Origin of the sequence: Rhizobium sp. Nf11,1 (assembly GCF_050587665.1) — a bacterium.
In the GTDB taxonomy this organism is placed as follows: Bacteria; Pseudomonadota; Alphaproteobacteria; order Rhizobiales; family Rhizobiaceae; genus Rhizobium.
On sequence record NZ_JBOBHU010000003.1, the window covers coordinates 392,820 to 407,160 of the forward strand.

A 14,341-nucleotide genomic window follows, 5' to 3' on the forward strand; every position below is an offset into this window, starting at 1 on the left:
CGCTGAGCTGCAGTTGGTGGTGAAGCGAGGCAATAATTCTGGCGCAGCTGGCTGTTGGCAGGTGACGCTTGGAAGGGTTGGGATTCTTATGGTTCTGCGTCATGGTCCTGGTTTCGTATGCACTATAACGGAAGCGTCACGCGTTGCGGTGGTGATCCTACGAGCTCAGGGCGAAGGCCTGATCGCGCAGAATGATCCCTGTCCGCCTCTCATTTCTTTCCATCAATTCGCGTTGCCGAACGAACGAGCATTCGCAGCTCCGGCGTACCGATGTGTCGCGCAGCAACGCGCTTGAGAGGGGGTGTCATGGAGCGACCGACGATCAGCGTCCTCATCAACAACTACAACTATGGTTGTTTTCTTCCTCGGGCGATCGACAGCGCCTTGCGCCAAAGAGCGTCTGATGCCGAGATCATCGTCGTCGATGACGGCTCGAGCGATCAGTCGCGCTCGGTTCTCGAAGGTTATGAGAAGCAGGTGAAGGTGCTCTTCCAGGAGAACCAGGGACAGGCCGCCGCCATTAATGCCGCTGTGAAAGCAAGCAGTGGCGACATCCTCTGTTTTCTCGATGCCGATGACTGGTGGGCGCCTGGCAAGCTGTCGGCAACAGCCGCTGCGTTCCAGTCGAATCCTCATGCATCGCTTGTTTATCACCGACTTCAGCCAACGCAGACCGATGGCTCAATAGCTTTCAAGCCAATTCCTCGGACCTTGTGTTCGGGAGATTTGTCGTCGCGGCTTGCGAGATCGGCTGGCTGGTGGCCCTTCCCACTGACGTCAGCCATCGCTGTAAGACGCAGCGCCTGGGATGCGGCAGGAGATATTCCCGAGCAGTTCCACATTTCCGCCGATGCCTGGCTCACGGGCCTCTACCCATTTCTGGGGGATGTTGTCGCCCTGTCGGATTCACTCGGATTCTACCGGATTCACAACAATAACTGGTATCGGCCAGTCGATGACGCCGCCATGCTGCGAAAGCGGATGGCCCATTGGCGGACTGTCGTTGACGCGACGAACCAGTTTCTTTCCGCGCACGGTTTAGCCGGAAGGCTGCGTCTGACCGATCACTTTCCGTATCGGGTCGCCTCAGCCAGGCTGGAGGGCGCAGATGCACGCACCCGGTTCAGACTTGCCGCGGAAGGTCTTTTTTTCGCCGGAGAACCAAACTTGCTGAGGCGTATGCGTGAGGCATTGCGGACAGCCCGCGACCTTCCTCGACGCGGTCAGGCGGTTAGCTTGTCGGAGTCAGCACGATGAAGGCGCTGATGCTGGTTTCCGAACTCGAAGACTACACAATCTCCTTCGCCAGTGGTGTGGCGCAACACCTGCAAGTCGTGCTCGCAGTCCCGCGTCGGCGCTACGCCAACCTTGTCTCCTCTTTCGACCCGGCGGTCGATCTGCACCTTTTGGACTGGCCACGGCACCGCTCGCTCTCCAATCCCTGGTTCCTACACCAACTCACGCGTCTCATCCGGCACGAGCGGCCGAATGTCATTCACCTTCTGAGCAATTCCACGCTCTGGCTGAACTTTGCTGCGCCATTCTGGCGGCCGATCCCGCTCGTGACGACCGTCCATGATGTTGACGTGCATCCCGGCGATTCCGACACCCGAACGCTGCCGGCCTGGGCTCCGCGCTTGATCGTGCGGCAATCGGGCCATGTCGTCGTCCATGGCGAGGGGCTGAAACGAATGGTTCTCGAGCGATATTCAAAATCGCCCGAGTGCGTCCATGTCCTGTCGCATCCGGCCATTCATCGCTACGCGGAACTTGCTCGACAGCACAAGATGACGCGGCGCCACGCAGATGGAACCTTGCGCGTCCTGCTTTTCGGGCGGATTTTTGCTTATAAGGGGTTGGAGCAACTGATCCGTGCCGAGGCGATGCTGAAGGACCAGCTCCCCAATCTGCGGATCACGGTCGCCGGCCGCGGCGATGATCCCTGGATCTTCCAACCTCTTATGGGCGAAGCCGGCCGCTATGATATTCGCAACCACTTTATCGAGGATATGGAGGTCGCCCAGCTTTTTCTGGACGCCGATATCGTTGTTCTTCCCTACACGGAAGCCTCGCAGAGCGGTGTACTCAACCTTGCCGCGGCATTTGGCAAACCGGTCATCGTGACCGATGTCGGCGAATTGCGCGCCACCGTTCTGCCGAACGGACTGGGAATGGTGGTTCGGCCAGGGGACGTCGAACAGCTCGCCAGCGCCATCCGAACACTAGCAGATAACAACGAACTGAGAAGCAGCTTCGGAACCAGCGCGCTCGCCTGGGCCAGAGGTCCTAATTCGCCTGAACAGGTCGGGGCGCAGGCTGCGGCCGTTTATCGTGAGGTGGTCGGAGCATGCGAATGACGACGCTCACGGAGGGGAATCGGATAGCGGTGCGGAATGCCGCAGCAACCGTGCGCCACTATGTCCCGGGTGGTTGCGAGAACGGCGGCGGAATTGGCAGGCTGGTCGGTTATATATCAAGCACGGCGAAGGAGGCTGGCGAAAAGCACCTCGTCACCGACACCAGAGGGCCTCGCTGGTCCCTGGTTACGTCGCCGATGCGCCTGCTCGGCGCCATCCTGATGATGGCCAAGGATCGGATAATTGCTCCGACACGCATTCACCATATCCATATCGCCGGTCGCGGCAGCACCGCAAGAAAACTGATCCTTACTGAGGCTGCCCGCTTCCTCGGGTGCTCTCATATATTACACCTGCACGATTACGATTATGCGAGTGACTTTGCCGCACGCTCGCCACGGCAACAAATGCTCATACGCCGGATGTTCCAACATGCCGACCAGGTCGTAGCGCTGGGACAGCGCGACCGCATGACGCTAACGACGCTTCTGGGCGTAGACGAGCGCCGCGTGGCCGTCATCCGTAATTGTGTTCCCGATCCCGGGGCGCGCAGTGTTCACGTCGGCAAGATGCCCTTGATCGTCTTTCTCGGCCGACTGAGCGAACGCAAGGGCGTTGGGGAGCTTCTGCTTGCCTTAAGTCATCCGATTATGAAGGCGCTCCAGTGGCGGGCCGTGCTGGCCGGCGACGGACCTGTGGAAGACTACCGACGCCAAGCCGCAGCCTTGGGCCTTTCAGATCTAGTGAAAATGCCGGGCTGGCTCGGCGCCGACGAGGCGCAAGCTTTGTGTGCACGGGCAGATATCCTGGTCCTACCTTCGCATGCCGAGGGCTTGGCAATGGCTGTGGTCGAAGGGCTCGCCCACGGGCTTGCGGTCGTTACCACGCGCGTCGGCGCGCATGGCGAAGTCATCTCCGACGGTGAAACGGGCGTCTTCGTGCCTGTCGGAGACCAGGATGCCCTGGCTGCGGCGCTGGCGAAACTCGTCAGCGATCCGGAAATCCGCAACCGCCTCTCAGCCAAGGCCCGGGCTCATTATCTCAATCAGTTCAGTATGAAGGCCTACATGCGATCGCTGGAAAAACTCTATGACGCCGTCTCCGCGCAACCTCAAACGTCGGTTGGTGAATGATGACCATTTCAACTATCCCGCCAGACCGCAACACCTCGCTATCGTCGATGCGCTACGATCCCCGGTTTCAGGTAGAAACCAGGTCGGACGACTTTGACCTCACTTCGGGCTTGCGTCTTATCCGGCGAAGGATGGTGATGATCGTGGCTATCATCACGCTGTTTATGGCGATCGCCGCAATGATGGTTTCGGGATTGAAGCCGAGTTTTCATGCCGAGTCCCGGCTGATTATCCACACGCCTCTGGCGACGAAACTCGGCCCGGAGGAATCCGGCCGCAACGATCCGCTGGACGCCACATCGGAGACCGAACGGCTTCTTTCGAGAAGCATTGCAGAGCGGGTAATCCGCGACGTGCGTCTCGATCAGTGGGCCGAATTCAATCCGGCGCTGCGGGAGAGGTCGTTTATCGACAGGATCCAAGGAATGCTGCGCGGTCTGGTTGACAATGAAAAACAATCCCGGCCGATACAAAACAGCATCGAGCCGATCATCCCGAAATACTACAAGGCATTGCGCGTATGGCGCGATGGCCAGGGTGACGTTATTCAGATCGGATTCGATGCGAGCGACCCCCAACTGGCGGCCTCGGTCCCGAACCGACTCATCAGCATCTATCTCGAAGAGCGGAAGGACGGTCTGCGGGGGCGCCTGGACGCGGCAGAAGAATGGCTTCTGCAGCGTATCGCCGAACAGAAGGAGCGCGCTGCAGCAGCACGCGATGCCGCCGACGCGTATCAGAAAACGATGGACGTCGTCTCGAATGACAATGATCAGGTTGAACAGATCAAGTCGATAATGGAGCTGGGCGAGCGGCAAACGAAAATCGAACAAAGCCGCACTGAAGCAAGATCAACGATAGCTGCACTGGAAGCGGCCGACGACCTCTCGTTTGCCCTGCAGAATATGGTTATTCCCGACAGCATTGGCGCAATGCAGCGGGAGCTTCGTGCGCAGGAGCAAGATCTCGAACGCCTTCTCGAGACATATGGCAACACGGCCCAAGCCGTGATCGATATGCGGGCGAAGATTCTCAAATCCCGCAGCGATCTCAAGCTTGCCGCCGAGCGATACCTTCAATCCATCCGCTCCAAGCTTGCAGCGCTCGATCATGAAGGCGACGCGGTCCGGTCGGCCTTGGCGGCTGCTCATGAGAAACGCGCTCGCTCTGCCCTGGCGCAAACGGAGCTGGCGCGACTGCAGCGCATGGCTGACAAGGAGCAGACCGCGCTTGATAAGCTCGAGGAGCAGCGCCGTGGCCTGGCTGCGCAAGCCATGCTGCCGGGAGCGGAACTGGAAGTTCTGTCACCGGCGGCAGTACCGCTGGCACCGCAGGGGCGCGGACGACTTTTCTATCTGGTCGGCGCCCTCCTGGCTTCGATATCGATCGCGGTAACAGCCGCTTTCGTGGTCGAGATGCTGGATAACTCGGTCCGCAGCTTCGATCAGATGGCCGGAATGCCTCGCGTTGCGCCGGCCGGATTCATCCCGCGCCTGAAACGGAAGGACCGGGGGGATCCATCTATGCTCTTTGGGTACATTCAAGACGGGATGTTTGACGAAGCAATTCGCTCTGTCATAACTTCGCTTAAACAGTCCAACGGTGGAAAGCTGCCTAACAGTATTGTCGTGACGTCGGCTCACAGCGGAGAGGGCAAGTCGCTTGTCGCCAGATCACTGGCAATCGATCTCGCCGCCAACGGAATTCCCGTGCTGCTTGTTGATGGCGACCTCAGACACGGAAATCTCGACTCGTTTTTCAAGTCAGAGCTACAGCAGGGATTGAACGAATTCCTGTGTGGACAGGCTGGAATCCGGGACATCATCGATCACCATCCGAGCGGCATCGACTTCATTCCGGCCGGCAATGCCACTCTCCATCGGCGCGCCCGTATGACGGATGCGGCTGACATCGTCTCGATGGCCGCCTCGCTGGGCCAAGTCGTCATCTTCGACAGCGCACCCGTGCTCGCCTCGGCTGATACGATGCATCTGACGGCCTTAGCAGAACGAACGCTCGTGGTGGTTAAATGGGGTAAGACGAGCCGTCGCGCCGTCGAATTTTGCTTACATCAGCTGAGGACCGTGCGCAACGCGGAGCTTTGCGTTGCCATAAACAACGTCAATCCGAAACAACACGCCATGTACAACTTCAGCGATTCGGAATTGTTTGTGAAATCATTGAGGAAATACCACGAATTCACCTGAACCGAGACAGCATTCACATCTGATTCCGCCGAAACAAATTACGGAGACCGTAGTGAAGAATAAAAACAAGGTTGCGCTGATTACGGGTATAACAGGTCAGGACGGTGCGTATCTGGCCGAGTTTCTCCTGGAGAAGGGCTATATTGTTCACGGCCTCAAGCGACGCTCATCGTCCTTCAACACCAGCCGCATCGAGCATCTATACGAGGATCCGCATGTCGAGAATCCCCGGTTCATCTTGCATTTCGGGGACATGACCGATTCAACGAATCTCATCCGTGTCATTCAGGAAACGCAGCCGGACGAGATCTATAACCTCGCAGCACAGAGCCATGTTCAAGTCTCTTTCGAGACGCCGGAATATACGGCCAACGCGGATGGAACCGGCACACTTCGGCTGCTTGAAGCAATTCGCCTCCTGGGACTGACCAGGAAGACGCGCTTCTATCAAGCGTCCACCTCGGAACTCTACGGCAAAGTTCAGGAAGTTCCGCAAAGCGAAACGACGCCTTTCTACCCTCGATCACCCTACGCAGCGGCCAAGCTCTACGCCTATTGGATCGTGGTCAACTATCGCGAGGCATATGGCATGCACGCCTCGAACGGCATCTTGTTCAATCATGAAAGTCCGATCCGCGGCGAGACCTTCGTGACCCGTAAGATCACCCGGGCGGCGGCTGCGATCCATCTTGGACTGCAGGAGAGGCTCTATCTCGGCAATTTGGATGCACAGCGCGACTGGGGACATGCGCGAGAATATGTCCGTGGGATGTGGCTCATGCTGCAGCAGGACGAACCGGAGGACTATGTCCTTGCAACCGGCGAAACGCACTCGGTTCGCTCCTTTGTCGACAAAGCCTTTGCCAAGGTGGGCATGCCGATTGATTGGCGTGGCAACGGGGTCGAGGAAAAGGGGTATGACAAGACATCCGGTCGGTGCGTGGTGGAGATTGATCCGGCTTATTTCCGCCCGACTGAAGTTGACCTTCTAATCGGCGATCCGACGAAGGCGCATACGAAGCTTGGTTGGAAACACGAGACCAGTCTTGATCAGCTGGTTACGGAGATGGTCCGCGAGGATCTGAAAGTCATGGCACGAAATGTTCCGGCGGTGAGTGTAACCAAGGGTTTTGCCTATGCCTGAGGTGATCTGTCGCCAGCCACCGCGGCGTGGCGGGCTCCGCGATCGTGCTATCGTCTCGCTTCCAAGGGCCGGGAGATTCAAACACCACCCTGCACAAGGCAAAAAGCCCGGCTCGAGAGCCGGGCTTTCCTGATCGACCGAAGTCAGACCAGATTAGAACGAACGCTGCAGGCGGAAGTAGCCCGAGGTGGAGTCGTCGCCGTCTTCCGGATCGAGGTACTGAACCGAAGCCTTGGCGTAGAAGTTGTCGACGATCTGGTAATCAACCGTCAGACCAACCTTCCAGGCATCGCCGTCGGCGAAGTCGTTGCCGTCAACACCGTAGTCGCTGTAGTACTGGACGCCGGGGGTGATCTTGAGCTTGTCGGTTGCCTTGATAGCGTATTCGGCAGCGATAGCCCATTCAGCTGCGGTGTAGTAGGAGCTCGGGCCGGTGGCGTAGACGGCTGCGAGGCCGAGCGTGCCGGGACCGATGTCAACCGTACCCATAGCGCGGACGGCGCCTTCTTCGTTGTCGACGTCGTAGCCGGCAGTGATCTGGTAGCTGAAGATACCACCCTTGCCACCGAGGCCGACGGCAACGCCGACGTTGTTCGGATCTTCGTCAGACTTGAAGAAGCCGTCTTCCAGTTCGTCGACGCTGATACCAGCGTAGAAGGCGTCGGTTTCATACTGATAACGGATGGAGTTATGCAGCGTGACCGGAGAACCGATATCGTCGGTTTCGCCCGAGAGACCATCGTCCCACCAGCTGTAGAACAGACCAGCGCGGAAGCCTGCGATGTCGAGGTAAGCGGAGTCGAGCTTGGCGCTCTGGTCGGTAGCGTTGTCAGCATTGAACTGCATGACGATGACGCCGGTCAGCGGACCATACTCGGTGTCGCTCTTGGCCGTGAACTGAACCTGGCCGCGGGTAACTGCATCCCAATCAGAGTCGTTATCACCACCCGGCTGGTCGCCAACGTTGACCTGGAAACGGATGTAGCCGTTGATCTTGAGGCAGGTTTCGGTGCCCGGGATGTAGAAGTAGCCGGTGCCGTAAGCGTCGCAGACGCGAACATATTCAACCGGTTCCGGCTCGGCAGCAACAATAGCGTCAGCAGCCTGAGCACCGGAAACTACTGCGAGAGCAGCAGCGGAGCCGAGAAGTAGGCTCTTGATGTTCATAAATGACCTCCAATTCAAAGTTTCGATCGGGTTTGGGATCTTTCGCTGAGCAGCGTTCCCTGCCCCATCCCCGTGTTTTAAGAAGTGGACGATCCGTCGCCCTTGCTTCCGAGGGTGAAAATACAAGACGGCGGCCGTCACGCAATCACCAACTTACTCGAATGGGTGGTTTGCGGGAGCCTTCCCGAAATTCTGTTGCCGAAAGGACACAAGTCGGGCAACCGGCCCCGATTTCCTTTATGCTTTGTTAAGAAAAGCCTGATTTTGCCGCTGCTTAGCCGAAGTCGACAAAGAGCTGGACATGCTTCTTCCGACGCATTTGCGACACGTTTTTGACAAGTTCGGGCTATTGCGGGAGAAATGGCAGTTCCGAAAGCGTAACCGGACGTTCACCGATCCGCTCTCGCTGCCGCCTGAGGGCTGAAGCGCGGGACCTGATTCCCGCCAGCGATTCTCTCTCTTCGAAGCGATTCTCCCTTGCCGCGACTGGCAGGGATAGCCGATTAAGCGGCCGTGTTTCGCCGACGGAAGTTGAGACCAGAGACACGCGGTGGAAATCAAAGTGGCGGAGAAGATGGGAAAACCCTTCACATCCCCGGCACCCCCGCAATCTCTGTCTTTATCTCGTCGCGCTGCTCGGTTTGTGTAGCAGTGATGTGTAGCAATAGCCCGAGCGCAGCGAGCACGCAACAGAGGTCACTAAGGAGGTGAGCAGAGGTCACAGCCTTATCCGAAATCCGTGGGCGTCGACTTCGGACTTGCGCTGACCGATCGCTTCATAAGCCCTCTGTAGTGCAATGGCTTCAATCGCAGTCACGTTGGCGGTGAACCGTTCCGCGTAGGGCTTCCTCGCGGATGTGCGCGTGAATTCTGCCAGACGCGCCTTCTTTTCACTGTCTTCGAAGCCGATCGTGTGTTCGAAAACACCGATATTGTCTTTGCTTATGATTAATTCGTAGTTCGCTTTCGTCTGATAGTCCCGGTACTCACGCTTTGAGTTCGGAAGCCGCGAGGTTCCCGCTTTCCTGCGCAGGTAAATGGTTGAGGCAATCCCAAAACGAAGAAGCATTCGTTGAACGGCTATCAAATTTGGCCGAGAAGATTGATTAAGGCGCACGGATTGACCCTTTTCCCTGTTGCCAGCGACAGTTCCGTCGGCATCAAAAAAACCCCTCAGAAACCCTCGGACCAGAGACGCATTCCCTTCGATAAGTTGGGGCTTAATCAACTTGGTCTGGCTTTCCAGAAACTGCGCGGCGAAATCCTCAAGCGCTCTTGTCTGAATGGAGAGTGTGCGGTGGAAATCATTGTAGGCTCCGCCGGAATAGGTTTTGCTAACTCCCATGGTGCGTATGATACGGTCGGCGCGATCCGCTAGGTCTGCATGATGTGGCATCCAAAACCGCAGATACGTGCCGCTACTGTTATGTGGGTTATGCCCGCCATTGCCTGTTACCTGCCCAAGCAACCAGCCCCGCTCAAAATCTTTTGAGCTGATTTCACTTATCGCATCCCGGTTGTTGGCCATCACCAGCACCGTTCCCGCCCCTATCGAATTTGCTGGCACCCATGCCTTTTGACCTACGGAAGCTCCTCCGGACACTCTGCCTCTTGCGACCTCAACAAGCACCTCCTGATCGGGGCTAAGGGTGATCTCGTAGCCACGATCGGTGGCAACTCTCAACAATGAGGGAACCTCAATTTCTCGTAGTGCCTGATGAGTGACCTCCAGATCAGCGGAATGAACCCTGAACGCCTCGATGAGGCTAGAAGCTCGCCTTGGTCCCAGGGTAGTCGTTATGTATGTTTCAGCGGCAACGGCCATTTGACTGCCTAAACTAGTTCGGAAACGAGGATAGCTTGATCCCCGCATGGGTTGGTGATCATCGTGTAGCGGAGAGTGATGACCACCTCTGCGATCTCGACCATCAGCCTGCGGGTGTCTTCGTCGGGAGCGTACTTGTTGCCCTCGGCATAAAGGCCATCGACGTAGGAGGCAACGCCCTCATTCTTCTGGGTGAGCTTGTCCACGTTGATGAGGCCGGGCTCGCCGGTCTTGTCGTGGTATGCGGCCTTCGCCAGTTCGCAGAGAACCTTGTAGGCGTGCAAGTCCCATTCATCGATCTGACCGGAAGCGCGAAGGATCGTTGCATAGCCGACAGAGCCGGGGGCGTCCTGCGAGCCGATGAGCTTGACGACCTTGGTGACGCGCTCGCGGAACTCGTCATCGATAGCCACTGAGTTGTTCGAGGACCAGAGGAAGCCACCGCGCTTCAGGTCGATGAAGCCGAAGATGGTCTTGTCTTTCCAGTGCTTCGTCGCCATGCGAGCGGCACGGCGGGCACCGCCTACGAGCACGCACTCGTCGGCGTAGTGGTCGGCGTACATGGCAGCGCGCCACGGCTGCATGCCAGCATCGCGAAGCTTGGCGATGGAGGCGATAGCGCCCATGAGCGGGCCGGGACCGGAAGCGGGACGGCCCTGCATGCCCATGATCGGACGGCCCTTTTCGCGGACGGATGAGATTTCGAGGATCAGCACTTCATTGCGACGACGCTGGAAGGCCATGGTCTCGATCTTCTCGATGGCCATCTTTACAATGCTAAACGATGGAAGAGCGTTTGCGTTAGGAGTGACTGTGACTGATGCGACATTACCGTCCTTGCAACATGTTGCAGATTGGGATGACAGCGGGACAGCGGATATGTGCGGCCTCAAGTTTGGAAAGATACCTCTTATCAATCGCAGCAATTGCTTCCACAGCGGGAAGCTAATGGCTTATCTTCCACCTTCCTGATAAATAATATGCCCAAATTCTTTCGAGAGCCCGGACAATCGCTCCCACCCATGTTCCGTGAGTTCGAACATTTTGGCTGATGGATCGAAAAAAATCCGGTCTGTTTTTAGCAATGCTCCAACAACCCACGCATCTGGCCTAACGTACCCGTCACTAAACTGGATGCCTTTCATTGGTATCCTGCCGCCCGTGAAAAGCGTGTAACCAAATAGAAACGCGTCCGTGCGTGACGTTTCGTTCTTGGCGTTGTTCGCTTCCTGTGCCCACGCCTCGATGGTCTCTAAGTCGAGGAAGGGAGCTGCCTGAGATGTCCAAGCTGAGGCCTTCTTGCCGTCTATGCTACGGCAAATATTGTCAAAGATTACGCGCGCATTCTCGCATGAAATTGGAAGCACATGATCCCCCGGCGCTTTCGACACTCATGAGCATAATTTGCTACAAGAACAGTTCCGTTTTCTCAACCCCGGCCACCGGCGGCAAAACTGTTAGTTCTGGCAGAACCCAATCTTTCGCGCGATAAACTGTTTACGAATGCAATTTTCCTAGAATATTAGCTTCTCGAAACCTGTTTTCGCTCTAGAATGAAGATGGTTTTTGAAAATTCCAGCGTCGAGGCGAATGGTGAGTTCGACAAGCAAAGGCGACCGGCTGGAGGACGCTTTCCATCAATATCTCGTGGATCAACAAGATCGTGGAGAACTCGTGTTTGGAGCGTACCCACCGGGGAACTGCAGAATTCAGAGGAAGAAAAGTTATTACTGTCGAGAACGAGAGGCGGATGTCGAATTCGATATTGTTTTAGAGCTCTATCGGACTGGGAGAGATACTCCTCACCTCTATGTCATTTTCGAGTGCAAAAACCACGATGCGAACATCTCCGAAGTTCACGTAAATGACTTCTCATCGAAAATTGGTCGCATGTTTCCGCATGCGGTCAAGGGCATTCTCGTCGTAACTTCGAGGTTGCAGTCTGGGGCCGAGAAGGTCGCCAGACATGCACGAATGGGTATTATCAAGTTTGATGAGCTTGGTCTGGAAATTATCGCCGACCGCAGGGGGGCTTGCGTTGAGCATGGTTTCGTCCGCTCTCAAATTTTCCGAAGTGATGATCCTACAAAATCGCTGAAATTTTCCGCCTATCACGATGGGAAATACTTCGGCTCGATCCACGAGCTTTTAACAAATCTCGATCCTGAGCCGCCAGACCATGCTCGGCACAACAATGAAGGCCGCAGTCTATCAGTACCTTTCCTTTCACTCGGTGAAATAAAAGCCTCAGCTGCGAAGGTGCTTGAACTCACTGACTACAAGACCGGACCGGTGGACCTTTCAACCATTTGCCGGAGGCTATCCATCGATTTGCAGTTCGTTGATCACGCTAAGTTTGACACTGACGGCGTCGCCGTCTTGGGCTCGGCAAACTTCGGGCGCAAGACGATACAAATAAACACCCATACACGGGAAACGCGAGAGCGCTTTACAATTGGCCACGAGATTGGTCATTTCTGCTTAGAGCACGAAAGATATCTGCGATCCGAGACGATCATTGAAAAAGATCTTTTCATCACCCGCGAAAAAGCCAACAGCTTCAATTATGAACGTCTCGAGTATCAGGCGAATGCCTTCGCAGCCGAACTTATCCTGCCAGATGAAAATTTCTTATGGAAGACGGCGCTATTCCGACGCGATCTAGACATGAGAGATCGAGGCCATGGATACATATTTGTCGATGACCAGCCCTGCAATTACCAACCCTATGAGGAGCTACTTTCGCTTCTATCGACCCACTTTGCAGTTTCGAAGAAAGCTATTGAAGTGAAGTTTAAAAAAGAGAAGCTATTGACCGATCGAAGAAGAGGTATTGGGGCATCTCCGATGTCTGGGCTGCTCTCAGATTTGACTTCATCTCGAAGGGTCTGACTGGCACCGTTTGACCAGACTATCCGACCTGCAAGCACGGCAGCGAGGCCGCGAGTTGCCCCTCTTGCCAGCACCGGGAGCCCCTTCATGTTTGAAGCCAGAGATTAAATCCGAGCCGGTCCGAGGAAAGCGGGTTCCAAGAGACAGACAGTTCTAGGTTCCCGATCCCCGTTCACTCCGTGCGGCAGATCTGACGGCTCGGAACGCTGATGCCTTCAGGGATCGGAGCGCGGGCAAAGATATCGGCAATCTGCGGCCCATGTTTGGCCCGTAACTCGCCCGCGAGCTCGACGGGGACCAGAGACAGCCGGGCAAACCATTCCTCGCCTGTGACCGCATATCGATCGACAATACGGCGCCAAGCAACCGGCTGTCTGAAACGCGCGTGCAAGACCAAATGGATGGAATGGGCCAAAGTGTAGGGGTGCCAGTCGTAATAATTTTCGCTATGGAGCCTGAGCTGCGTCGTCTGTCCAGAGATGCAACAGGTTGCCCCGCGCTGCGCCCACCCATTGTCGATCAAAAGATGAAGTAGTTGCCAGCCGCGCACGCGTTCCTGATGAACGAAGCCATTATATGAGGGGAGCTCTCCCCATTCCCATCTCCGAAGTCCTTTCACCACCGCTGCTCTAATGCCTCATAGTTGAACACTGACAAGAACGAGGGTGGCAAGGTGAGACCAAAATCGTGTGGACAGCCGATCATGGGCTCGCCGTTATTGCCGTCGTGCCAGCAGATTTTCAAGCGGTGGGACAACGGAGCTGGCGATGTGAGCGAAAAGGATTTCGCTCATTGTTGCAACCCCGTCTTGCCAGCTTGCGCTTTTTGCTTAGCCTGATATTCCGCCCATCGAATATCGCGAACATACCAATCGCACTCAGGCGAATTCGCCAGCAAGGCTGCCTTCAACCCTTTTGTGTCAAACACGGCTGTCACGGCCAACTCTTGATATGGCTCAATCCGGAGCACAAGCTTCTCCGTTTCGCGCACTTGCGTGATAAACTTCGGAGCATCCGCAATCCGGGTAGTGGACCGATTTTCCAACACAGGCCATTCGACTACCACAGGCTGCGCATTGCCCAGCCGGTAAGTCACTTCTTTCATCTCGACGCCTCCTTCGCGCTCGCCGCCTAGAAACTTGTTCCATCTGACAGTGGACCAGCCATTGAATTTGCTGCAATAGACGCTCAGGAGCACATCTGAACCTCCCCCATCATTCTCGGCAGCAAGTCGGATCGCGATGATCTTCTTGTCTGTCATTGGATCGGTTTCGCTGTAGACGCTCCATTTCCCGAAACTCGGAACAGCCGCATCAGATGTGACTGCGTTTTCTGCAGAAGTTTGACTGTGGGCCAGATCACATGCCGTTAATCCGATTGCCGCGCCTATGGCTAAAAGGCCCCTCCCAACCGGGCGGTGACGTTTACTCGCTGCGCCTTCTTCATAGTCTGCCTGACTTCTGGAAAACATTCTGGCTCCCCGGTGGGCGATCTCGCGGTACGTCCTGCGAAGCTCGCAATCCCTGTCTTTCTCTGATGATCGGAGACTACCTCCGACGCGCACTTGAACAGCGAGGACAATACAACAACCGGTAAAAAGGAAAACATTTCATGTGG

At 56.2% G+C, this 14,341-nt stretch carries 12 protein-coding genes; 6 read left to right on the plus strand and 6 right to left on the minus strand.

The features are described 5' to 3' along the window. Positions 1–306: 306 nt before the first annotated feature. From ACQ7C1_RS07440 to gmd, 5 genes are read left to right on the plus strand one after another with little or no spacing between them, the layout of a single operon-like run. Positions 307–1,257 carry a glycosyltransferase family 2 protein gene (locus ACQ7C1_RS07440; protein WP_430957822.1) on the plus strand — a complete coding sequence of 317 codons (951 nt, stop codon included), beginning with the start codon at positions 307–309 and terminating at the stop codon, positions 1,255–1,257. Further along, entirely contained in the window at positions 1,254–2,357 is a 1,104-nt protein-coding gene (locus tag ACQ7C1_RS07445; RefSeq protein ID WP_097601709.1) for a glycosyltransferase family 4 protein, read from the plus strand. Before ACQ7C1_RS07440 ends, ACQ7C1_RS07445 begins: the two co-directional genes overlap by 4 nt. Continuing rightward, positions 2,348–3,490 (plus strand): glycosyltransferase family 4 protein, encoded by a 1,143-nt coding sequence (locus ACQ7C1_RS07450; RefSeq protein ID WP_183699696.1) that lies wholly within the window; start codon positions 2,348–2,350, stop codon positions 3,488–3,490. Before ACQ7C1_RS07445 ends, ACQ7C1_RS07450 begins: the two co-directional genes overlap by 10 nt. Beyond that, positions 3,490–5,697 carry a GumC family protein gene (locus ACQ7C1_RS07455; RefSeq protein WP_430957876.1) on the plus strand — a complete coding sequence of 736 codons (2,208 nt, stop codon included), beginning with the start codon at positions 3,490–3,492 and terminating at the stop codon, positions 5,695–5,697. The genes ACQ7C1_RS07450 and ACQ7C1_RS07455 overlap by 1 nt, the downstream gene beginning before the upstream one ends. 52 nt (positions 5,698–5,749) lie before the next feature. Beyond that, positions 5,750–6,841, plus strand: coding sequence for a GDP-mannose 4,6-dehydratase (gene gmd, locus ACQ7C1_RS07460; RefSeq protein ID WP_430957823.1), 1,092 nt, complete (start codon positions 5,750–5,752; stop codon positions 6,839–6,841). Positions 6,842–6,994: 153 nt separating this feature from the next. Here gmd and ACQ7C1_RS07465 read toward each other — a convergent pair whose 3' ends face one another. From ACQ7C1_RS07465 to ACQ7C1_RS07480, 4 genes are all read right to left on the minus strand, one after another. Then, complete coding sequence (locus tag ACQ7C1_RS07465; RefSeq protein ID WP_430957824.1) at positions 6,995–8,008, minus strand: porin; 1,014 nt, start codon at positions 8,006–8,008, stop codon at positions 6,995–6,997. 718 nt (positions 8,009–8,726) lie between these two features. Further along, positions 8,727–9,833: an LAGLIDADG family homing endonuclease gene (locus ACQ7C1_RS07470; protein ID WP_430957825.1), complete on the minus strand. Its 1,107-nt coding sequence runs from the start codon at positions 9,831–9,833 to the stop codon at positions 8,727–8,729. An 8-nt stretch (positions 9,834–9,841) separates the two neighbouring features. Further along, on the minus strand, positions 9,842–10,600 hold the full coding sequence (locus ACQ7C1_RS07475; RefSeq protein ID WP_430957826.1) for a hypothetical protein: 759 nt from the start codon (positions 10,598–10,600) through the stop codon (positions 9,842–9,844). 186 nt (positions 10,601–10,786) lie between these two features. Further along, positions 10,787–11,200: a hypothetical protein gene (locus tag ACQ7C1_RS07480; protein ID WP_430957827.1), complete on the minus strand. Its 414-nt coding sequence runs from the start codon at positions 11,198–11,200 to the stop codon at positions 10,787–10,789. A 226-nt stretch (positions 11,201–11,426) separates the two neighbouring features. Between ACQ7C1_RS07480 and ACQ7C1_RS07485 the strand changes: the two genes are divergently transcribed. Further along, entirely contained in the window at positions 11,427–12,725 is a 1,299-nt protein-coding gene (locus ACQ7C1_RS07485; protein WP_430957877.1) for an ImmA/IrrE family metallo-endopeptidase, read from the plus strand. A gap of 172 nt (positions 12,726–12,897) precedes the next feature. Here ACQ7C1_RS07485 and ACQ7C1_RS07490 read toward each other — a convergent pair whose 3' ends face one another. Further along, positions 12,898–13,347: a hypothetical protein gene (locus ACQ7C1_RS07490; protein ID WP_430957828.1), complete on the minus strand. Its 450-nt coding sequence runs from the start codon at positions 13,345–13,347 to the stop codon at positions 12,898–12,900. Between the two features lie 167 nt (positions 13,348–13,514). Next, positions 13,515–14,195, minus strand: coding sequence for a hypothetical protein (locus ACQ7C1_RS07495; RefSeq protein ID WP_430957829.1), 681 nt, complete (start codon positions 14,193–14,195; stop codon positions 13,515–13,517). Positions 14,196–14,341 lie beyond the last annotated feature (146 nt).